Origin of the sequence: Niallia circulans, assembly GCF_003726095.1 — a bacterium.
GTDB lineage: Bacteria > Bacillota > Bacilli > Bacillales > Cytobacillaceae > Niallia > Niallia circulans_A.
Genome location: NZ_CP026031.1, coordinates 1,655,582 through 1,677,573 on the forward strand (window position 1 = coordinate 1,655,582; position 21,992 = coordinate 1,677,573).

The 21,992-nt window shown below is 33.4% G+C and carries 24 protein-coding genes; 12 read left to right on the forward strand and 12 right to left on the reverse strand.

The window, feature by feature from the left end:
• Positions 1 to 91 precede the first annotated feature (91 nt).
• On the forward strand, positions 92 to 304 hold the full coding sequence (locus C2I06_RS07885; RefSeq protein ID WP_095331969.1) for a DUF3892 domain-containing protein: 213 nt from the start codon (positions 92 to 94) through the stop codon (positions 302 to 304).
• A gap of 88 nt (positions 305 to 392) precedes the next feature.
• Here C2I06_RS07885 and mntR read toward each other — a convergent pair whose 3' ends face one another.
• Both mntR and C2I06_RS07895 read right to left on the reverse strand, forming a co-directional pair.
• Positions 393 to 818, reverse strand: a complete 426-nt coding sequence (gene mntR, locus C2I06_RS07890; RefSeq protein ID WP_095331968.1) for a transcriptional regulator MntR — start codon at positions 816 to 818, stop codon at positions 393 to 395.
• 305 nt (positions 819 to 1,123) lie between these two features.
• A complete protein-coding gene (locus C2I06_RS07895) occupies positions 1,124 to 3,274 on the reverse strand; it encodes a type IA DNA topoisomerase (RefSeq protein WP_095331967.1) in 2,151 nt (716 codons plus the stop codon).
• Between the two features lie 278 nt (positions 3,275 to 3,552).
• On the opposite strand from C2I06_RS07895, the gene C2I06_RS07900 reads away from it, so the two are divergent.
• The 4 genes from C2I06_RS07900 to C2I06_RS07915 all read left to right on the forward strand — a co-directional run bounded on the left by C2I06_RS07900 (position 3,553) and on the right by C2I06_RS07915 (position 6,259).
• Positions 3,553 to 3,741, forward strand: a complete 189-nt coding sequence (locus C2I06_RS07900; protein ID WP_095331965.1) for a transposase — start codon at positions 3,553 to 3,555, stop codon at positions 3,739 to 3,741.
• A gap of 208 nt (positions 3,742 to 3,949) precedes the next feature.
• Positions 3,950 to 4,417, forward strand: coding sequence for a DUF4879 domain-containing protein (locus C2I06_RS07905; protein WP_164463642.1), 468 nt, complete (start codon positions 3,950 to 3,952; stop codon positions 4,415 to 4,417).
• A gap of 14 nt (positions 4,418 to 4,431) precedes the next feature.
• Entirely contained in the window at positions 4,432 to 4,785 is a 354-nt protein-coding gene (locus tag C2I06_RS07910) for a hypothetical protein (protein ID WP_095331962.1), read from the forward strand.
• Between the two features lie 151 nt (positions 4,786 to 4,936).
• On the forward strand, positions 4,937 to 6,259 hold the full coding sequence (locus tag C2I06_RS07915) for an IS1380 family transposase (RefSeq protein ID WP_123257823.1): 1,323 nt from the start codon (positions 4,937 to 4,939) through the stop codon (positions 6,257 to 6,259).
• 356 nt (positions 6,260 to 6,615) lie between these two features.
• Here C2I06_RS07915 and C2I06_RS07920 read toward each other — a convergent pair whose 3' ends face one another.
• From C2I06_RS07920 to C2I06_RS07930, 3 genes are all read right to left on the reverse strand, one after another.
• A complete protein-coding gene (locus C2I06_RS07920; RefSeq protein ID WP_235850307.1) occupies positions 6,616 to 7,605 on the reverse strand; it encodes an aromatic acid exporter family protein in 990 nt (329 codons plus the stop codon).
• A complete protein-coding gene (locus C2I06_RS07925) occupies positions 7,605 to 7,904 on the reverse strand; it encodes a hypothetical protein (RefSeq protein ID WP_095331959.1) in 300 nt (99 codons plus the stop codon). The genes C2I06_RS07920 and C2I06_RS07925 overlap by 1 nt, the downstream gene beginning before the upstream one ends.
• Positions 7,905 to 8,199: 295 nt before the next feature.
• Complete coding sequence (locus tag C2I06_RS07930; RefSeq protein ID WP_095331957.1) at positions 8,200 to 8,487, reverse strand: hypothetical protein; 288 nt, start codon at positions 8,485 to 8,487, stop codon at positions 8,200 to 8,202.
• Between the two features lie 416 nt (positions 8,488 to 8,903).
• Between C2I06_RS07930 and cspD the strand changes: the two genes are divergently transcribed.
• The gene (gene cspD, locus C2I06_RS07935) at positions 8,904 to 9,104 is read left to right on the forward strand and encodes a cold-shock protein CspD (RefSeq protein WP_009332654.1); all 201 of its coding nucleotides are present in this window, start codon (positions 8,904 to 8,906) and stop codon (positions 9,102 to 9,104) included.
• A 101-nt stretch (positions 9,105 to 9,205) separates the two neighbouring features.
• On the opposite strand, the gene C2I06_RS07940 is transcribed toward cspD, so the two are convergent.
• Together C2I06_RS07940 and C2I06_RS07945 are read right to left on the reverse strand one after the other, a co-directional pair.
• Entirely contained in the window at positions 9,206 to 9,391 is a 186-nt protein-coding gene (locus C2I06_RS07940; RefSeq protein WP_095331941.1) for a zinc-finger domain-containing protein, read from the reverse strand.
• Between the two features lie 31 nt (positions 9,392 to 9,422).
• Positions 9,423 to 10,082, reverse strand: a complete 660-nt coding sequence (locus C2I06_RS07945; RefSeq protein WP_123257824.1) for a reverse transcriptase-like protein — start codon at positions 10,080 to 10,082, stop codon at positions 9,423 to 9,425.
• Between the two features lie 475 nt (positions 10,083 to 10,557).
• Here C2I06_RS07945 and C2I06_RS07950 point away from each other — a divergent pair, with 475 nt between their 5' ends.
• Positions 10,558 to 10,947 (forward strand): reverse transcriptase-like protein, encoded by a 390-nt coding sequence (locus C2I06_RS07950; protein ID WP_123257825.1) that lies wholly within the window; start codon positions 10,558 to 10,560, stop codon positions 10,945 to 10,947.
• Between the two features lie 450 nt (positions 10,948 to 11,397).
• Here C2I06_RS07950 and C2I06_RS07955 read toward each other — a convergent pair whose 3' ends face one another.
• Both C2I06_RS07955 and C2I06_RS07960 read right to left on the reverse strand, forming a co-directional pair.
• Positions 11,398 to 11,667, reverse strand: coding sequence for a DUF6123 family protein (locus C2I06_RS07955; protein WP_047940419.1), 270 nt, complete (start codon positions 11,665 to 11,667; stop codon positions 11,398 to 11,400).
• Between the two features lie 179 nt (positions 11,668 to 11,846).
• Entirely contained in the window at positions 11,847 to 12,326 is a 480-nt protein-coding gene (locus tag C2I06_RS07960) for a divergent PAP2 family protein (protein WP_123257826.1), read from the reverse strand.
• Positions 12,327 to 12,435: 109 nt separating this feature from the next.
• Here C2I06_RS07960 and sspL point away from each other — a divergent pair, with 109 nt between their 5' ends.
• The gene (gene sspL / locus C2I06_RS07965; RefSeq protein ID WP_047940691.1) at positions 12,436 to 12,570 is read left to right on the forward strand and encodes a small, acid-soluble spore protein L; all 135 of its coding nucleotides are present in this window, start codon (positions 12,436 to 12,438) and stop codon (positions 12,568 to 12,570) included.
• Between the two features lie 227 nt (positions 12,571 to 12,797).
• On the opposite strand, the gene C2I06_RS07970 is transcribed toward sspL, so the two are convergent.
• On the reverse strand, positions 12,798 to 13,670 hold the full coding sequence (locus C2I06_RS07970) for a 5'-3' exonuclease (protein ID WP_123260866.1): 873 nt from the start codon (positions 13,668 to 13,670) through the stop codon (positions 12,798 to 12,800).
• Positions 13,671 to 13,892: 222 nt separating this feature from the next.
• Between C2I06_RS07970 and C2I06_RS07975 the strand changes: the two genes are divergently transcribed.
• Genes C2I06_RS07975 through C2I06_RS07985 form a run of 3 tightly spaced genes read left to right on the forward strand, consistent with a single transcriptional unit; the run spans position 13,893 to position 15,848 of the window.
• Complete coding sequence (locus C2I06_RS07975) at positions 13,893 to 14,264, forward strand: GntR family transcriptional regulator (protein WP_123257828.1); 372 nt, start codon at positions 13,893 to 13,895, stop codon at positions 14,262 to 14,264.
• A complete protein-coding gene (locus C2I06_RS07980) occupies positions 14,257 to 15,132 on the forward strand; it encodes an ATP-binding cassette domain-containing protein (RefSeq protein WP_123257829.1) in 876 nt (291 codons plus the stop codon). The genes C2I06_RS07975 and C2I06_RS07980 overlap by 8 nt, the downstream gene beginning before the upstream one ends.
• Positions 15,129 to 15,848 (forward strand): hypothetical protein, encoded by a 720-nt coding sequence (locus C2I06_RS07985; protein ID WP_123257830.1) that lies wholly within the window; start codon positions 15,129 to 15,131, stop codon positions 15,846 to 15,848. The genes C2I06_RS07980 and C2I06_RS07985 overlap by 4 nt, the downstream gene beginning before the upstream one ends.
• A gap of 181 nt (positions 15,849 to 16,029) precedes the next feature.
• Here the strand turns inward: C2I06_RS07985 and C2I06_RS07990 are convergent, their stop codons facing one another.
• Both C2I06_RS07990 and C2I06_RS07995 read right to left on the reverse strand, forming a co-directional pair.
• Positions 16,030 to 16,899 (reverse strand): sulfurtransferase, encoded by an 870-nt coding sequence (locus C2I06_RS07990; protein WP_123259134.1) that lies wholly within the window; start codon positions 16,897 to 16,899, stop codon positions 16,030 to 16,032.
• Between the two features lie 34 nt (positions 16,900 to 16,933).
• Positions 16,934 to 20,521, reverse strand: coding sequence for a dynamin family protein (locus tag C2I06_RS07995; protein WP_095331930.1), 3,588 nt, complete (start codon positions 20,519 to 20,521; stop codon positions 16,934 to 16,936).
• Positions 20,522 to 21,155: 634 nt separating this feature from the next.
• Between C2I06_RS07995 and C2I06_RS08000 the strand changes: the two genes are divergently transcribed.
• Positions 21,156 to 21,608 carry a chemotaxis protein CheX gene (locus C2I06_RS08000; RefSeq protein WP_095331928.1) on the forward strand — a complete coding sequence of 151 codons (453 nt, stop codon included), beginning with the start codon at positions 21,156 to 21,158 and terminating at the stop codon, positions 21,606 to 21,608.
• Positions 21,609 to 21,992 lie beyond the last annotated feature (384 nt).

Genomic DNA, 21,992 nt, shown 5'->3' on the forward strand with positions numbered 1-21,992 from the left:
ATGATAATTTCAAATGGGTTTGTATATACTATTTTATATACATTAATTGGCAAGAAAAAATCGTATGTGATTACGAAGAAAGGAGCTAATTATGGAAAAAATTGTTGCAGTAGAACGAAATTATATGGGAGACATTATTAGTTTTAAAACATCTAATGGTAGAGTAATTTCCTATCGAAAAGCTTTGCTTGATATCGAAACTGGGATAATTGACGGAGTAGAAATTATGGAAAATGAAAGAGAGCAAGAAGATTTACCCTACTCGATAATAGATAACTTTGACAATTATCCACCTATTTTTTAACCGTTTTCCAATAGACAATAAGGGCAATTCTCTGTAGGCGTTTATTCTGCTTTATTAAAGCACACACCTAGAGAAAATTGCCCTTTCTTTATTCGATTGAATCGTTTTTTTGCTGAATTATTTTTAACTCTTCTACATGTTTTGGATTCTCTTCAAAAAATTGCACTAAATCACCAATACGATCAATAGAGTCCCAGCTTAGATGATGTTCTATTCCTTCTACATCATCATATATATTTTCTTCTTTCACCCCAATAATTCTTAATAATTGCTCTAAAAGTTCATGTCTATACACTAATCGCTTGCCGATTTTCTTTCCTTTTGGGGTCAAAACCAAGCCTCTATATTTTTCATAAACCAGATACTCATCCTTATCCAATTTCTGAACCATTTTTGTTACAGAGGAGGGATGGACAGATAGGCCTTCGGCAATATCTGATACTCGTGCATATCCTTTATCTTCTATTAGGTTGTAAATGCGCTCAATGTAGTCTTCCATACTAGGTGTCGGCAATTCAACCCCTCCTTTACCAGGATTAATCCTTTTTTCTATTCTATTCCATCATGCTTGTCTACGTTATATGTATGTAAATACTTGTTTAAACAAAAAATTCACCTCTTTACAGAGGGAATAAACGTTTTAGAATAAGCTAGTTAAAATAGTGTGGCATAAAAGTATTTCTTAAGCATTTTACTATAAAAAAAATAAGGAAACAAGATTCTTTCTAACATAAGCTTCTTAAAAAACTCGTTCCCTCAAGTAAATTCCATGTGCTTTTATCTTTCTATTTTAGCACTGATACAAATTTGTAGCAAAATCTATTCGGGAAATTCCATTTTCCAACTAAAATACTCGTTATCCTGATTCTTCTCATATTTCATGATAGCATCAAATTTATTTCCTTTTTTGCTAATTAATCCTTTAACTGGCGCTTTCCCATTCTTGAGTAGTGCTTTAACCATCGTTTTCGTCGGCTTCTTCTTCATGGTCCCAAGAAATTTATCATTTTTCCAAATGACATATTTACAGCCATTTTTCCAGTTACTGCAGCCAAACCCCTTTTTTCCTTCTATAACAGCATGACCACAAAGGGGGCATTTCCCCAATACTTCTGTTTTGCCCTTGGTATATGTAACTTCTTGGATAATGATATCTTCTTCCTTCTTTATTGTTTCCACCGCGTTTGTTGTGAAGCTGCTAATTATTTGCAAAAATTGTTGTTTACTAAATTGTCCTTTTTCAATATCATAAAGTGTTTTTTCAAGTCTTCCTGTGAAATCTAAGTTAAACAAATCTTTAATTGGAAAGATTTCGACCATTCTTCTTCCTAACTCCGTACAAACTAAGCTTTTATTTTTTGCTTCTATATAACCAATATCTTTTAGTTTTTTTATCGTTTCAGCACGAGTAGCTGGCGTCCCAATGCTAAATCCGCTTAAAATGGATAATACATCTTCCTCTGTATCCGCATCAAAATTTTTCCCGCAAGTTTCCATCAGCCGAAGCAGTGTCTTTTCCGTATGTTCCTTTGGCGGCTGTGTAGTATGGATGCTAGTGGATGCTTTTTGTGTTAAAACCTCTTCTTGCAAATTTACTAACGGAAGCATAACATCTTTCGATTGTATATTTTCAATTTTTTTCCAGCCCTCTACTAATTGAACTTTTCCTTTTGTTACGAATCTTCCTTTTAATTCCACTTGATTCACGCTTGTGATGATTCTCGTCTCTTCTACCTCAGCAACAGGCATAAATTGCATTAATAACCTATTTTTTATTGCTACATATACTTGTTCTTCCTCTTGGCTTAATTTTTTGGGGAGAACATAAGTAGGAATAATTGCGCTATGACTTTCCACCTTTTTGTTATCAAAAATTCGTTTGGATGGCACAAATTTCACTTCATTTTTAAACGGTAAATCTGCGGCGAGGAGATTTACCACTTTTTCTGTTTTCGCAATAAGACTTTCTTCTAGGGCAATACTCGCAGTTCTTGGGTACGTGATATATTTCTTTTCATAGAGACTTTGCGCAACTTTTAATACTTTATCAGCTGTCCATCCCTTATATTTGCTAGTTATATAGCCTTGAAGATTAGAAAGATTAAACAAAAAAGGCGGATATTCCTTTTTCTTTTGTACCTTCTTATCTATTACAACTGCTGTTTTGCCTTTAATCTGTTCTTCTATTTCTTTCAAATATAGTTCTTCTTTAAACTTTTCTTCTTTGTTTTCTAGATAAGTACCTGTATAACTACTTCCATTTTCCGTTAAAAACGTTGCTTGCAGTTTATAATAATTTTCTGGAACGAAATTTTCGATTTCTTTATCACGATCATAAATGATTTTAAGCGTTGGCAATAAAACTCTTCCAATATTCAATGCCTTCCCTTTGCCTTTTTGATATTTCAAGGTTGCCACAGAGGTTAAATTAATACCAATTAACCAATCGGCCCATTGTCTGCTAACTCCGGCAGCTTGAAGAGGTCTCAGCTCTTTATTAGAACGAAGATTATTTAATCCATTCAATACTTCATTCGGTGTCCATTCATTCAGCAATAGTCGGTAAACTTCTTTTTCCGTTTTTAAATTATAAATAATACTATCTCCAATTAGCTGTCCTTCTCGATCATAGTCACAGGCAGATATGATTGAATCTACATCTTGTCTTTTCATTAACCTATGAATAATTTTCAGTTGTTTTTCTGCTCCACGGTCGGGCTTGTCTCTATCTTTCGGATCAGACTTTACTTTATATTGAAATTTCGGAGGAATAAATGGAAAATTTTCTAACTTCCATGTAGACATTTTTTCATCATAGTCTTTCGCATCATTTAACTGCAATAAATGGCCAAAAGCCCATGTAACAATATAGCCATTTCCTTCAAAATAGCCATCTTGTCTGTTTTTTATTTTTAAAGCATCTGCAATGTTTTTCGATACAGATGGTTTTTCTGCCAATATTAATTTCATCTATATCACCTTTTTTCATAACTTACGTTCCTTGTTATTTTATACAAAATAATATTATAATCGCAAAAAAGATAATTGTATAGAAAGGGGAAAAGCAGTAGAAATGCAACTAGAGGATAATAGAACCTACATTATTCATACGAAAGAACAAAAAAGCGAGAAACTCTTATCACTCTAAGAAACTCTCCCTTTTTTATTTTCACTTTTCAAGTGAAATGAACCCTCATTTTTGATATGCTTTAATCACGATAAAAAAGCAAAAAATGGAGGGGTTCTATATGAAAAGTGTACTAGAAACGAACTTAAGTTTCAATAAAAGAGTAAAGGTTAATTTTGAAGGCGGTGACCTTACGTCCGATTCAGGGTTACTTTTATACAAAGAGTTTGATGAAAAGCTCGGTATTACGGAAATGATTAACATTAGGGAATATCCAAAACCTGCGGGTCAAAATAGAGTAGTTTCATGAAGATGTAGTCAAATTTGAAAAAGACGTAATCATCCAAGGGAGAAGTCAGTCGATTTCCCGGGCACGAAGACAATTGATATGAACTTTTACTGAATTTCCTGAAGAAACAAAAATAAAAAAATTTCTTAATATGGTAGTATTTCCCTATATACAACTTGCATCTAATGTCGATATTAAATTTATACAAAAAAAATTTAGGAGGAATAGTATGAAAAAGATTCTCGGAATTATTGCAGTTGCAGTATTATCATTTTCGTTTGTATTTTCAGTAACTCCTACTAAAACCTTAGCAGGACCGGCAACTCCCCTAACAAACTTGCAAATAATTGGTATTACATCAGATGGCAATGACTTCCTGTGGGAAGATATTGAATTTAATCAACTTAGTGCAAGTATTCCTTTAAAAGGAGAATATGTTTATCTAGCAATTTATGTTGAGGGTACTGAACGTCAAGGTTGGTTGAGAATTAACAGTGGTGGAACAGATATTACTGCTCAGACAATTAAAGCCTTGCCAGATGAACCACTAGTAGGATCAGATAATATTGTGTATGGATGGATTAAGTATTATGAAATACCAAAGAACTTGTTAAGCTCAGGTGCAATAAATATTTCTGCCCTAAATTACTATGATAACACTACATTCTATGATAATATCAGCTTTTTAATCGAATAAGGTAAGGTGATTATATGAAAATTAATGACAAAGCATCCTTTCATGCATATACACAGTTATCTTTAGTTTCAAGGTTCAAAAAACACATGGAAACAGGAAACAAGTATGGTAATAATACTGTAGAAGAAATGAAGAATAGAATGGGTTTTTCTACTTTTAATGAAGCTATTAAAGATAATAAAATAATAAATAAAGATTTAGCTCGTGACACTTCAAGCTTTCATAAGGGTATTCTTGAAGATAGGCTCAAACATTCTGGAAATACATTTTATTCAGGACAGGTGTCAGAAATAGTAAATAAAGCATTTAAACTTGGATTAGTCGGAAACAATGAATATTTAATTTCTAAATATAAAGAGAGTATATAAATACAACCTACATTATTCATACAAAAAAGCGAGAAACTCTTATCACTCTAAGAGACTCTCGCTTTTTTATTTTCACTTTTTTAGTGAAAAGAACCCTCAATTTTGATATGTTTTAATCACCACAAAAAAAACGAAAAATGAGGGGTTCCATATGAAAAGTGTACAAGAAACGAGCTTACATTTCAATAAAAGAGTAAAGATTAATTTTGATGGCGGCGATCTCTTGTCCGATTCAGGATTGCTTTTATACAAAGAATTTGATGAGAAACTGGACATTACGAAAATGATTAAAGAAAAAATCAACATTTCAGATTCTTCCTCTCATCACACTCATTCTAATCATGATGTCATCATGCAAAAAGTGTATCAACATCTCGCAGGCTATCATACAGACAATGCAGCCGATGACCTTCAAGTCGAACCAACGATGCTTCGCGTTTTTTCTAAAGAACGATTGGCCTCCCAACCTACCATCTCACGATTAAACTCAAAAGTAGACGAAGAAACCGTTAATCAATTTCAACAGACTATCCAATGCTTATTTGATCGTGTACAGCTGGTGAAGCCAAGTGACGGCTATATCTTCGATATAGATTCTGCTAATTTCGAGACAACAGGAAATCAAGAAAATACCGCTTATAATGCACATTATCGGACGATGGGCTTTCATCCTTTGTTCTTATTTGATGGGCTTACGGGTGACTGTATCAAGGCTGTCCTCCGAAGTGGAAATGTGTATACGTCAAATGGCGTGGTTGAATTTTTGGAACCTGTTCTGATTCACTTTAAGGAACTGTATCCCCACTGTCCCATCATCATTCGCGGAGATAGTGGGTTTGCATCTCCAGGGTTATATGAATTGTGTGAAAAATATGACGTGCATTTTGTGATTCGCCTAAAAGCGAATGCCAAATTAAATGGGTTTGCCCAAGAACTAGAAGCACAGATTACAAAAAACCTTGAAATCACATCGAAACCTTGTGTCTTTTATCAAGAAATGAACTATAAAGCTGCATCATGGCATACTGAACGAAGAGTCATCATTAAGCTAGAAAAGCCAACTGATGAACTCTTATTTACCTATACATTTATTGTGACAAGTCTTTCTGCCAACGCCAAAAACATAGTAAAGACCTATCAAAATCGAGGAACGATGGAGAACTTTATCAAGGAAGGTAAAAATGGTTTTGCGTTTGATTGGTTGAGTAGCCATTCTCAAAAAACAAATGCCATGCGTCTCCAAATGTCCGTGTTAGCTTATAATTTCCATAATTGGTTCCGAAGAATTTGTTTGCCAAACAAAGTGCGAAATCAAACGATGGAAACGTTACGCAGTCAACTCATTAAAATCGCGGGTAAAGTTATACGATCTTCTCGTTATATCACGTTCAAATTATGTAGTAGTTGCTTATACAAAGATGCATTCTGGCAAACGTTACGAAATATCCAACGATTACAAGTCAAAATAGAATAAGTCCTGCAGATATAAACAATTTTTGTGAAACGCGTTCTAACAAGGGAGAAGTCTGTCCAATTCCAGCTCATGAGGTTTCTGATTTTATGAATTTATCCATTTCCGAAGGAAATTGTGGTAAAAACAAAAAGCGAAACCACAAAGTGAACTTGGTTTTCAGGATCCTAGTCAGTTTGTGGTTTATTATTAGCAGCCAATCTATTCCATGAATAATTTGGGATAGAAGTGTTTCAATAATTTATAGAGATTACTATATTTATGCTATTAATTTACCAATACAAAAGGGAAGTTTGCCTATCCATAATAAATAGACGGAGAACATAGCAAATGAAATTCTCCGTCTTTCCTTTAGATAACTAATATGCCACCTTCAAGGATTTTTTAATTTGTAAATACTGTTCTAATTCTTTTAAAACAAAAAAAACATGCGCCTGTTCTTCAAATGAATCCCAGTCAGCAGGCAGTTTATCATGCTTGATCAGCTCTTCTACTCTTTGGAGTTTACTTAAAAATAATACGGCCGTATTTCCTGAATGGACACATAAACTAAGTTCTTCCAGAAAGTCTGCCACCAGCTCTCGTTGATTATCTAATGTCTCTACAGATAAAATTCGATCAAAAAGCCTTGATATAATCTCTAATTGCTTTTCTCGGATTGTGAAGTAATGATAATAATAATTCTCTTTTCGAGTAAAATGATTTTCTACATCACGATAGGCGACTGATTTTGCACATTGTACAATATCTGATGCACGCTTTAATTTTGAAGCATACTCTTCTGTGATTTCATTTGTCCGCAAGTAAACAACCATATCCATCAATAATGCTTTAAAATAGGACTCAATATCCTTTTGATGTACTTTCATTTCCTTATCTAGACTAGGCATATAGCTATTAACAAGTAATGCTGCTCCAATTCCAATTACGATCAATGCCCATTCATTAAGAACAACGTCCCAAGTCATATGGTTGGTGGAATATATATGGAGGATAATAACAGTACTTGTTACAACCCCTTCATTTACCTTAAGTAAGACAGTGGTTGGGATAAATAATAGCAATAATAAACCAATGATATACGGTTCATACGCCATCCCCTCAAAGAAAATATAGGAAAATGGAATGGCAAGCATACATGCGATAAAACGTGAAAATGCACTATGCAAAGACTTTTTCTTCGAGTTTTGAACACAAAGTATGGTTATAATCGCAGAAGATACATAGAAATCTAAGTGAAAAAACTGGGCGATAGTTATTCCTATACTTACCGCAACTGCTGTTTTAAAGGTTCGATAACCAATTTTATATTTTTTCAGATTTCGCAAAGCACTATGCATTTGCATCATCAATCACAACCAGTAACTAATAAATCATCCTGTAAAGAAGCTAACCTCGTATTTATTGCAATTTTATCACCAGGTTTTACTAAAAGTTCCACCACAGATCCACTAAAAGGAACACTGACATCTTTTATTTCTCCTGCTAATGTTCTAATAGTCAAAATTGGTTCCCACTCATAGAAATAAGCTTTTTCCTTCATTAGAATCTCACTAACAGTGCCTTCAAACGGACTAAGGATCATCTGGTCTTCTCTGGAAATTTCATAATACGGACTTTGACTGCTCTTTACAATCGTTTCAATCATTTTAATAAATCTTCCCTTTTATTTATTTTTTTACTTTACTTGTTATAGGTTTATTTCATTGAAAAATAAACTTAGTTATATATTAGTAATCATGTTAATAAAAACATATTTCCCCCATAATTCAATGATTTAAAGGTTAATTTTTGCTTTTTTTTACAGGAAATTTTTGCTTGAAAAAATCCTTCCGAAAGCCTGTCAGAACTGAATCCCGCAGGTACAACAATGAAAGCGCAAACAGGTTGTTTTTAAAATAATTTCTGTTTGTTTTAATGAAAAAAACTAGCTGTCAGCTAGTTTACATAAAATACTTCCTTATTTTGCTGTCTGTTTGGATATACCAATTTTCTTTTTCAATAATGTTTGATACCGTTAAAATAAGAGATGGGATTTTTTCTACATTGAATACGATTAAGCCAATTTTTTTTACCATAATGACAAAGGACTCGCCATGTGAAAAACTAGGCAGCACACTCCCTAATTGAAGAATACTTTTTACTATCGCTTCCTTACTGTCTTCCTCTAGAACAATATTTGGGGTAAATCGCAAAATCCAATTTTCCTTTTCCATTGAAAATCGATACATTAAGCCACCCTCTTATTCTATTTCCTAAAAAAACAAAACTGCTATTTCATCATATGTGGAAAATCATTATTTATGTAACCTAATAGTATGGGTAAAAACCTCTTTCAGATCCCTCCTTTTTTCCCCATCCAAGTATTTATATTTTCATCCATTTATTTTAAAATCACACCAAATTTAATCATCCTATGTATTCGTTTTCTTTTTATTCAGCTAATAAGAAAACCCTTCCAAAAATTTAATTAAGTTTTCCGAAAAAACGCTTAGAAACCTTGACTACATATGGGTAATCGTGTATATTATAGACATCATTTAACAAAATTCAGAATAATTATTTTCTATTATTATTTTGTTCTATGAAAATATTTATTTTATAGGCACAATTCATGTGTCTTGAAAGGCTTAGGAGGAAATTTATTATGCAAAACGGTAAAGTAAAATGGTTCAATAACGAAAAAGGTTTTGGCTTCATCGAAGTTGAAGGCGGAGATGACGTATTCGTACATTTCACTGCTATTCAAGGCGAAGGTTTTAAATCATTAGAAGAGGGACAAGAAGTTTCTTTCGAAATCGTTGAAGGAAACCGTGGACCTCAAGCTGCTAATGTTGTTAAACTATAATTAATAATAATATCTATTAATAATAGTATTCAGGGGATTTTGCAAGGAATTTTCTTCTTGCAAAATTCCCTTTTATTTTTTGCTTATGGAAAATCACCCCATCATTTTGAACTCGATAGTTTTTCCCCATATTCCTTTAGCTTATTTCCCACCGTACATTGCGAAATACAAAAGCGGTGAGCTCCCCTTTTACCATACTCTACTTTGTTTTGTCGGTATAGAAAACAATCTTTACAATAATCTTGCATTAATTCATCTGCTTCTTTCATCCATTTTTTCCTTTGCAAGCTTCACCCCTCCTTTCTTCTTACTGGCCGATTAGAGCAATTGCATTTTACTATAGATACGTTTCCCTTCTAACGCTTGAGTTGCCAGTTTATCTGCTTCCTTATTGTCGTTTCTGCTAATTGAAGTATAAACCATGCTCAAACGTAAAGTTTTGATTTTCGCCTCTATCCGATCGAGCCAATTATTTAAATCATCTTCATAGCATGGCCACTCGCCTTCTAATTGTTTCAGTACTACTTGAGAATCCCCTTTCACTTCACAAGTAACACCCTTGACTTCCAATTCTTCTAAGAGATTTAATGCATGACAAAGAGCAGCATATTCAGCTTCATTATTGGAGAGGATATCATGAAATAATTCATTTGCCCTAACTCTAAATTTCTTCTTTCCTTGATGAAAGAAAAGTACGACACCGATTCCCGCCGTTTTTGTTTCCTTATGGTAACCTCCATCAAAATATATCGTAAAGTCATGAGGCTCTTCTTCTATTTCTTCATTTAGTTTCCGTAATTCTTTTAATGTCCAGCTTGTGCCTTTTTCATCATAAAAAAGAATATCTGCTACATCATTACGTTTTTCCAACTCATCCCCCGCTTCGAGAGCCAGACTTGATTGGATCCAATCTGATGTAAAGTAGATAAAATCTTTCTTTTTCTTCATTTGAAATTTATATTCTAATTTGTATTTCACAACGGAACAACCTTTCTACATATAGAATGACGTCAATAAGAGCGGGATTATTCTTACTGTCCGTTAAGGAAAAAACTAATTCTCTCCACTAAAAGATATAAAAATCCACCAATCCTTATGTTTTATAAAGATTGAAGATGGAGCCCAAAATCCTTTTGGCTCCTCCCTTCAGCTGTAGGATCTCTCACTTTCTCCCATCTACCGTAATCAATTGGACTTCTCAGTATTTCACTTCTTACTGTAACTATTGCAAAAGCAACGGACTTTTAGAAACCAATCTTTTCATTTATAATATTATACATCTTATTTCTTATTTTGTTTTTCTTTTCCACCTTGATGGAAACTTCCCACTCATAATAAGTCGATAGAAGTTTAATGATATATATACAATTTATACGATTAGTATGAAAATAAAATAGTCACAGATCGTACATAATCATTGCTTAATCATATCAAAATTTTTGGAGGTAGCAAAATGATTGAAGTTTATATAGATGGTGCTAGCGCTGGAAATCCTGGTCCAAGTGGTGCTGGTATCTTCATAAAAGGTCATGGTTCTGCAGAAAAATATTCATTTCCTCTTGGTTCAATGAGTAATCATGAAGCGGAATATCATGCATTGATAAAAGCCTTAGAAATCTGTATCCATAATAAATATCTTTCCGTAAGTTTTCGTACTGATTCGGAACTCGTAAGTCGCGCAGTGGAAAAGGAATTTGCGAAAAACAAAAAATTCGCTCCGCTATTGGAGCAAGCATTAAAGCTTATCAGTCAATTAGAGTTATTCTTTATTAAATGGATTCCAAGTAATGAGAATAAAACAGCAGACGAATTAGCAAGAATTGCCATTAGAAAAAATAAATGAGGAAGTTTTCACCCATTCTGTTTAAGCCTTCCCATCAAAAGTAATAAAATATACATAGCTTTCAAACTGGATTTTTTTAGAAAATAGTGATTTCAATCATAAAATAAACCTAATAATCAATGGGAAAGTGGCTGGAGCAAGTCGCAGCTTGGTAAAAACCATTAATACTTGTAAGTAGTGCTGCTATCATACAACTGGTTATTTATGTTTTTCCTGAAGTTAGTCAAGTAATAATCTAGATGACTGCATATGATTAATGAAACAGCATTTAGACTATTAAGGTGCAAATAACAGCTGTATAGCGCGAAGGATACTTCTAAAATACTTAAAAAGAGCAAAAACCCATGCGATTATACGAATTTTCTTGCTTTCTCGTATAATCGCTCGGGTTATCTGATAACTGGATCGAAATATCCTCTTTTCTGGATGGAAAATAATAGCCCTCTTTTTCTAGAGGGGAAATAAGTGATTTCTTTTTATAAAGCCGATTACTTCTTTTTTTGTTTTCAATTCGTTGTCGTTAAACATCTCGAGTAAGGAAACAAAAAAACTGCCATCAAATTTTTTTTGTATTTTTAAAGTACATTCAATTGCAGTTATGACAAGTTCATCTGTAGCATTTGTATATGCTTTACCAAAATAAATAAAACCTATCACATCTTCACCAAAGGAAAAGCCTTTACTTTCTAAAAAGAGCAAAAATTCCTCTACCGTTTTCAAACTTAACGTACATTCCCCTCTATCCTTTTACCTATATGTTACTTTATATCACGACAATTTTCTAGCTTTTTCAACATTTTTCTGTCTCTTTCCAAACGTTTGTCACCTATTTTTCTTATTCTAGTTATACAATTAAAAAGGCTAGAGATCATAAGAACTTTATTTCTCTAGCCTTTCGTTTACCACCGCAGTAATGAACGTTTCTTTTTTGTAAATACATGGCCAAGAAAACCAACTAGTACCCCTAATAAAGCTCCTCCTAACACCTCTTGAGGCTGGTGGCCAAGCATTTCTTTCAGTTTTTTTGGCTGCTGCTCCTTAAAGGCGATATTTTTGTCTTTATTAATTTTATCGACTAACTCGCCTAAATCATTCACTTTTAAGGTTAATTCACCAGTCTGTCTTCTAATCCCTTGTGCATCATACATAACAATTAAACCAAAAATTAAAGACATAGCAAAGTCAATGGTTGGTAAACCACGCTTTAATGCAATAAATGTTGTAAGGGAAGATACGCCTGCCGAATGAGAGCTTGGCATTCCGCCTGATTGAAAAAACAAACCTTTATCCCACTTCTTTGTTTTTAAAAATTGTATAGGTATCTTTAGAAACTGTGCCATCCCAATACTAATTAAAGCAACATAAATGCCCTTATTCATCTTCATCACCTCTTTTAAATAGTCTCTTTCTTTATGGATGATATTATTCTTGGTTGTTCATACTATGAATGAATTTTTATTTCCACAACTAGTTGATGAGGTGAATACAATGAGTAAAAACCATGGAAACAGAGGAAAAACAGCTGGAGGAGTAAATCCACAAGGCTACGGTCAAGACGCCGATATAACTCCATCTCCAAAAAGTAAATTGGAAAATGCAGCGAAAAAGAAAAATACAAAGTAATGATAGTCCAGTAATTCTCTATGAGGATGGGGCTGTATTAAAGCCTCATCCAGCTTCTCTTATTCTTTTCCCCCTTCTTACAAATAGACATAGAACAAAGGAACAGAAAAAAATATTGTGTAAAAAATGTAAATGTCTAGTTTCCCTTTAAAAAACAAAACGAATAAAAAAAGATTATACGAAACATTCCATTAACATTCCGCCTAATCTTTTGGGTTAATCTTTTATTAAAATAAAGTAAGTGCCTCTTTCTTTTCTACATAATGATGAAATCTTTTAAACTCTAGCTCTTCGAATTTTTTTACTGCAGTTTCTGGATTGATATTTAAGTAACTGTCTTCTAGCAAACAGCTTACTGGTACGTCACATTTAATTTCTGCTAATTGCCTGCTTAAATGAAGCATTTCAAGATCCGCTTCAATCTTTGTTCGTTGTCCCTTTGTAAGAAGGGATAAATTAGCTAGAATTCCTTCGACATTCTCATGAACTTGCAGCAGCTTCAATGCTGTTTTTTCGCCAATTCCTTTAACTCCGGGGTAATTGTCGCTTGTATCGCCCATTAAGCCTTTTAAATCAATCATTTGTTTTGGCGTTATTCCTTTTTCTTCTTGAAAACTAGAAGGTGTATAAAGCATATAATTACCATAGCCTTTCTTTAATAGAGCTACGGAAATATGGTCATCTAATAATTGCAGGATATCCTGATCTCCTGTAAGAATAGTGACATTTGCTTCCCCCTTCATTTGCTTTGCGATCGTTCCTATACAATCATCTGCTTCAAATCCTGCTACGCCTATATTCGGTACATTAAAACTTTCGACAACTTCCTTTACTAAATCAAATTGTGGAATGAGTTCAACTGGGGCTTCCGAACGATTCGCTTTATACGAAGGATACATTTCTGTGCGAAATGTTGTACTCCCCATATCCCAGCAGACCGCCACATGAGAGGGATTAAAATGTTCAATCGCTGTAAAAAAATGTTTTACAAAACCATGAATCGCATTGGTTGGAATTCCTTTTGTATTGACCATAAATTGACCTGTTACTGCTGTAGCAAAAAATGCACGAAATAATAGCGCCATTCCATCTACTAACATTAGGTTTGCCTGTTTCTCCTTGTTCAAAATGCATCTCTCCTTTATATCCATTAGTTCATTATAACAGAATCTCCAAAAATTGTGGCTGGTAGCTTTTTCTTTTTCTATTACTTACTTAAAAGAATAAATATCCGCTTAAGTATATTGACAATATTTCGTTATTGTTTTATAGTTGATTACACAACTAATCAACCAATCAACGTTATAAGGAAGGGGTAGATCGTGAAAGCTGTTTTTGATGATTCAAAACCTATTTTCCAGCAAATTTCAGATATGATTGCGAATGAAATCGTCGAAGGTGAGTTATTAGAAGGTGACCAAATTCCTTCCACCACCGAAATTTCTAAATTTTATCAAGTGAATCGTGCAACGGTGCAAAAAGGACTCGCTGCATTAGTGGAAGCTGGATATGTATATAAGCAACGGGGAGTTGGAATGTTTGTTTCTAAAAATGCTAAGCAAAAGTTGCTTGAAAAGCGCAAAGAAGAATTCTACAACGATTATTTAAAACCAATGTTTGAGGAAGCAAAGCGTCTTGAATTAAAAAAAGAAGAATTACTAAAAATAATTAAGGAGGATTATAAGCATGATTAAACTTGAAAATGTCTCTTTTTCATATGGAAATACGCCTGCTCTGCGGAATGTAAGTATTGAGGAATCAGAACCAATCATCATGGGTCTCTGGGGTCGAAATGGTTCTGGTAAAACAACGTTTATGAAACTTTTAGCAGGCATGGAGGATATTGATGCTGGTACGATCAATGTAAGTGGGATTACCCCATATAATAATACAGAAACAATGAACAATATCACTTATATACAAGAAAATCATCCATTCTCGATTCTCTGGAATGTCGAAGATGCCTTACATTACGGTGCATTATTTAACAAAAACTGGGATGCAGAATTAGCCGAACATCTGGTTTCTCTATTCGAACTACCACGAAAAAAGAAAATCAAGAATTTTTCTAAAGGAATGCAAACGATGTTACAAATCATCCTTGGTTTAGCTAGTAAATCACCTGTAACGATTATGGACGAACCAACAAATGGACTGGATGCTCATATGAGAAAACAGTTCTATGACGCACTTTTAAATACGTATGAAGAAGATCCACGTTTAATCATTCTATCGACACATCATATTGATGAAATGGAAGCATTGTGTGAAAAAATTGCCGTCATTAACGAGCAGACAATCGTACGGTTTGAGGAAACAGAAGAATTAAAAAGTCGTGGAGTTCATTTATCTGGATTAGCTTCAGCAATTGAGCCTTTAATAGAAGGATATCCCATTTTAGAGAAAAGAAAACTCGGAAAACAAATGACTGTGATGATGGACGACATCTATTCGGATAACTGGATATCTAAAGCAAAAGATGCAGGTGTTACTATAGAAAAAGCTAAATTACAGGATTATCTTGTTAACTATACAACCAGAAAAGAGGGACAAAAAATATGAATACTTTTAGAGGACCATTCCGATTAATGATGCGAGAAATGAGCATGACATTTTATATCAACGTTTGTATTACTTTTGTTCTGTTTGTTTTTTATAATATTTTAGGATATATAGGTGTAGCAGAATCTGGTTCCTTCATTTTGTTCGGTCCCCTATTTGTCGTTTTCCTTTCATTCCCATTTATTAATTTTACTAGTTATCAATATATCCTTTCATTAGGCGGGACAAGAAAACAGTTTGTATTAGCTTTCTATCTTTCCGCAGTCATTTATAGTGTTTTGAGTGGAGTAATCCTTAATTTATTCTATCTTTTCACTACACTATTAACAAGCGGCAATTATCTTTTTCACTTTGCAAAATCCATCCACACCACAAACTGGCTTATTTATTTTTGGATAGATTTTTCTTGGATTTTCTTTCTATTTAGTTTGGGAATGCTAGCAAAAACGGTTTGGTTTAATTATGGAACGGCGTTTTTACTCGCTGCATCCACGTTACTGCTAATACTCGGAACGATTGCTGTTATATTTGGTGATATGAGCATCTTCATAACCACATTTTTTGAACATCATTTAAAATTTGTTGCCATTTTATTTGGATTATCAATTGTTTTTCTTTTATTGTCTTATTCCTTAATGAAAAATGCACCTTTAGAAAAAGGAGGACGGTTGAATTTCAAACAATTTAAACGAAATAATGTAGTCATTCATAGGTAAACAAACACTATAGATAAATAATAGAATATGAATATTGAGGGCAGCATCTATGAGTCTAACGAGGCATTCGGATCCGCCACAAGGAAATAAAGCCAAACAATCACTTAAAAGTTTGATTGTTTGGCCCTATTTTTGTTCATTTCCCATAAAATTAAAAGTTAGTCTCATTCTTTATATTTTTTCAAAGAGAATTCTCCTCTTTTTCATCTTTCAAGTCAATTGGCAAACAGGTTTCAACTTCATTTTCTTCATAAGAAATCCAATCACTAAAACTGCCTGGATAAAGCTTGACCTTATCAAGTCCAGCCATTTTTAAGGAAATAAAATTAGGAGTAGCAGTTATGCCAGAACCACAATAGACAATATATTCTTTATTTGCATCTAGAGAAGAGAATCTACTCTTTTGCTCCCTTTCTGCTAAAAAGAAGCCGTTTTCTATCCCTTCTGTCCATACAAAGTTTATTGCTCCTGGAATATGTCCCTTTTTCTTATCAATTGGCTCTATTTCTCCTGTATACCTTTTATGCTCCCTAGAATCAATCAATATCTTATCTTGGTCTTTTGTTTTTACTAATTCTGAAACCTCCTCATAAGTGGCAATCATATGCGACTGAATCAGAGGAGAGAAATTACTCTTTGAAAAAGCAGGGACTTCTTGTGAAGTAGGATAATCCTTCTTTAGCCATTCCTTATAGCCGCCATCTAAAATGTATGTTTTCGAATGACCTATATAGTTCATTAACCACCATAGTCTCCCGGAAGATGCCCCATCCCCATTATCATAGGCAATGACTATTGTATCCTTTGCAACACCTATGTTTTCTAACTTATGAACAAATTCTTCTATATTTGGCAATGGATGCCGTCCCCCATGGTTGCTTATTGGAGCGGAAAGATCTTTTTCCAGGTGAAAATAAACACTATTTGGGATATGACCTTTTTTATACCACTCGATACCGGCATCAGGATTCTTTAAATCACAGCGACAATCAATTACCCTAATCGTATCTTGATCTATGTTTTTATTTAACCAATCAACACTTTTTACAATTTCCATCGTTATCCCTCCACGACTGTTCTCTTTTCTAATTCGTTTGTTGCGCAAACTCTGTTTGTACTGATTCTTTAATAATCCACTCTAGTTTTTCAATATTTTCATGTTCAGTTAATAATGCCGTTTTGCCATCATAATATTCGGCTACTTGTTCTTTCAGATTAACAAGAAGTATATCGATATGTTGTGCAAACAATTCTTTATAAAAAGCAAAAAAGGAGTTAGTTTGTTCCTTTATATATTTGTTACCATGCTCATCCACCAATTGTTCCATTTCTACTCCCATATTCTTTCGTTCATTCTTTTCAAAAAAACTCTTCGGATTTTTGTAATATTTGATGCCAATTTTATTAAGAATAGTATCTAATTCTTTAAAAGGGGCATGAAATATTATATTAGAATCTAACTCTCTTTCTATTTCTTCTTGTAAACGAATTTCTTTATTGATAGACTGAATCAAATGCCGAACTTCCTCATAACCCTCTATTTTTTGTTTATAAAAGAGTTGATCTAGTCTCACGTTTACTGCTCGTAACTCTTGTTCAAATTCAAAATTCAACTGAATGAGAAACGAAGTAGTCGCAAGTGATATTTCCCTTTTCTTATTGTCTCCTCGTAAGATTGATGGATGATAAGCTTCCTTCATTATCTCATGCAGTCGAAACATCACTCTTTGCTTTATATAAAACAATTGCTCCTCTACTTCCATTTTGAATTTTTCCAGAGCATGCTGGAAATCTTTACTTTCTATTTGAGATAGAATGGTCCATTTTTCCTCCTTCAATCTCGATAACTCTTGTTCTGCTACTTCTTTTTTTGCAAAAGTTGATTCCACCAATTTCTTTAATAAATCTATTGTTTCCACGTAATCTTTTTGAGCAGATTGAAGCATCATAGACAGCCACTCATGTTCGATAAAGTCATACATTTGTTCTTCTGCTTTTTGCATCCACTTCCCGTAAACATCATGCTTATAATAAAGACTAGAAACAGGAAGAATTCTTGGCGAACGTATCCCATATAACTGCAATTGCTCTTGCAGATATTCCTCTACTGCTGCTTGCTCTTCTTGATCCTTTGCTAAATCAATTGCATTAATGACAAAGAATATTTTATCCTTTTCAAAGGCATCCTTTAATCGTCCAAGCTGCATTAAAAACGCACGGTCTGCTTTGGAAAATGCGTGATTATAGTAGCTGACATAAAAAATACAATCTGCCTTTTTCATAAATTCAAAGCTTAATTCCGTATGTCTGCTGTTAATGGAGTCTCCTCCTGGAGTATCAACAAGTGTTATTCCTTTTCTCGTAATCTGACAATCAAAATAAACATCAATGGATGCCACGAAACAAGAGGTCTCTTCTATTGCCACATAATTTGAAAGCTCTTCTAATTCAATATTGGTCTCACTGCCTAAATAATGGCGATGGTCAGAATACCCTTTCAGGAAAGCTTGAAGATAGCGAAATTCATTAGCATATCTCTCCATTGGATTTGCCGCGAGCGTGTTTATTATCTTTTGTGCAGCTTCTAAAGAATTGGCCTCTTCCTTCACTAGCTGTAAATAGTCATTTATTTCTCTAAGCATTTCTGACTCTGACTTCCATTTTACAATAACTGTTTTATGTGGATGCTCTTCATCAATTGGTAATATTCTGTTTATGGTAGCAGTTGTTGGGTTTGGTGATACCGGCAAAATGGGATAATCAAGTAATGCATTGGCAAATGAAGATTTTCCAGCACTAAAAGCTCCAAATAAGCATATAGTATATGTTCGATTTTCAATAATGGCAGCTTTATGGAATAAATTCTTCGCTATATGCGCAAATCCCTTTACTTGTTGAAGCCTGCTGCTTAAAAAGCGCAACTGTTTTAATAATAAATCTGTATCCATTTCCTTCCTTTCGTTTTGTTTTTGAACTTCAGCAGGTTTTAGATTCTTTTGTACGTTTTTTGTTTTGGAAGAGGATAGTGACCGATAAGTTATCTCTTCCTCGCTTGTATCAAGTAAACTTCGCAAAATGCTCTCGTCTACGTTTTGTGCTTCACAAAGATGTTCCAGCTCTTCTTTCCACACTTGCCATTTAGTCTCTACTTCTTCTTTTTTCACCTTACAGTTTACAAATGCTTGCCATTTCTTTTGTTCTTTTAGAAGGTTTTCTTTTTCAATCTGTAATTGTTGCTTTCGTTCTTCTTTCCACCTATTAAATAGTTGGGTGATTTCCTTCCTGAAAGACTGCTTCAAATCATTTTCAACTGTTTCACAATAGACTAGAACATAATTTTCGGAAAGCTGTGCGTTTTTATTTACTAACGCTTTTAATGTCTGGATACTTAAAATAGATGTCAGTCCTTTAATTAGCGAAAAAAACTCTGCCTTCCCCTGTTTCTCAAAAAACTGAGATAATGGTGTTATTAATTGAATTTGAACAAGCTTTTCCAATTCTGTGTAAAAAGTTAAAAGTCTATCTTCTCTTTCCTTTTGCGTTTTGCTTTTACTACCAAATAGGCCAATTTTAAAATTTTTCTGTTCTGATTCTAGATATGATTTAGCCAGTTCCCGAAGATTATATGGCATGATATAGGCATTCTTAATAATTGAATGCCACTCATTTTCTAATGACATTACTGTTTTATTTTCAGTTTCATCCATTGTTTGAATGGCTTTTTTGGTTGACTCTAAGCTTGCTTCTAAAGAATGATACTCTTCTTCTGTTAATTCTGATAACTGATCTTCGAAAGGAGCGATTATTTCAGCATTCTTTGTTTCTATAAAGGAAATATGATCTTTATATAGCTTTTGAAAAGATTCTTCCAAGGAGTAAGGCAGTATTAACTCTTGTTCTTCCATTTTTCTTATAATATAGGTCTTTAATTCTGCCAATCCTTGATAGAAATAATTGGTTTCGATTAAGGTTGTAAAGAATATTTTCTCTGGCTTTATCCCATAGGATAAAAAAGAATCATATACACTTTGCTTAAAATCTGCAAACGAAATTTCTACTTCTCGATGTTTATCCATCTGATTAACAATTAACACAAATTTCTTACCTGAATCCACAAGCTCTTTTGTAAAGTCAAAGTTGATTTCCGACTGAACATGATTATAATCAACTACATAAAAAATAATATCTGCAAGATGGATACTAGATTCTGTTGCTAATTGATGAGCTTGATCTGTACTATCTATTCCTGGGGTATCCATTAAAATAGCATTCTTTATTAGCAGCTCCGTATCTAATTGAACCTCTAATTCCTTTATATCCTCCACTCTTTCTGTTGCCTGTAGAACTGTTTTGATATCAAGCACTTCTTTATAGACATCTGCTTGATTAGAATGATATAAAACTTTCAGCTGCTTGCCACCCTTTTTTACTCGGATAATATTAGCTGTTGTTGGAATAGGACTTGTTGGTAAAACTGTTGTACCAACTAGGTTGTTAATCATGCTTGATTTCCCGGCAGAATAATGACCACAAAAAGTTGCAATAAATTCTTGTCTTGTCGCTTTTTTAATAAGCTCTTGCAATCTTTGCGCAGTTTGTTGATCATCATATGCCAAAAAATATTGGTAATATGCTGCCCATTTATGTAATGTGTCTATATTCGTTGAAAGCATGATATACTCCTTTTCATCTATGTATTTCTTTTATTTTAACTATTTTCCACATAACAATAAAGTAAAATAAACTGAAAATTGAAAGCGAAGACAAAATAACTTGGTTCATTTTCCTTGTAATTTAAGTACTGACTAATGTGTGTGACGGTAAGATAAGAAATACCCTTATAACTTTTTCCCTCACTATAATTTACATAATAAAATAAAAAACTGTTTTTCCTTTACAGCACTATGTACCTACCTGTAGGAGTGCTGTAAAGGAAAAACAGTATAATCCTTTTTATATGTTATTTCCTTTATTTCGTTGCATTTGTAGTATTATGTAAAACATATTTCATAATAAATAAATAACTGATAATCGTTACACCAATAGGAAAAGCTATCATTCGTTACACCCCTATCATTTTACCTGAGAATAATTCTCTATCTCAATTAAATAATATCATTATTGAAAATCATTTTCAATAAGAAAAAAGTTATCCAATTTTTAGTATTTTTTCTTATAAAGTCTGTTAAACCAACAAAAATAGGAAATATGTACCACGAAAAATAACCTATTTTCATAAAAAAATATAAACAAAATAGGTCTAATTTATGATAAGATATTTTTATCAGACGGATGGGGGAATAGTTAGTGACATTAACAAAAAGTACTACTGAAATTTTAAACGCAACTATAGAAGCTGTAAAAGGTGTTATTCCCTGCGAACTACAAATTGAGAAGCCAAGTTTAACTGTATCACCATTTATTTTACAATCTTTAGGGGTTTTAATAGGATTAACAGGTGATTTCCGTGGTCGAATTATTATTGACGGAAACGAACAGGTTTTTGGTAAGATTGGCGAATCCATGTATGGGATGTTCTTGGAAGGGCCAATGCTAGAATCATTCTCTGGGGAATTAGGTAATATGCTTGCTGGAAATTTATCTACCTTTGTATCTCAAAGTGGAATTGAAATAGATATTACACCACCTACTGTTTTAGCAGGTCAAACGAAGCTTTCTGGGTTTGATAAGGCTCTAACCCTGCCGATTTCGCTTCAAAATATTGGGCAATTAAACATTGTGCTAATTTTAGAGATTTAAAGTATTGTTTTGACAATCTTTTAGCTTGCCACATTTTTTTGTCTCATAACTTGTTTGTTATTTTCCACATGATGATAGATAACTCTTATTGCATATTATCATAGAACAAACACGAAAAAAGCAGAAGTAAATATTTCTTCTGCTTTTTTCACAATTTACTTACTATCTGTATGGCTTTGTACTTCTATTTTTATTAGATTCTCCGCTTTATGCCCACAGCATTTGCATTTTGTCTTTTCTTTATAGATGGTCAGGCAGTAGCTACAATAATAATTCACCATATATATCACACTCACTTCTTCATAAACATATATTAGTATATTTATCAATTGTGGAATATGTGCCGAAACGAGAGAAGTTTACCCGCTTAGCTTATATTCTGGT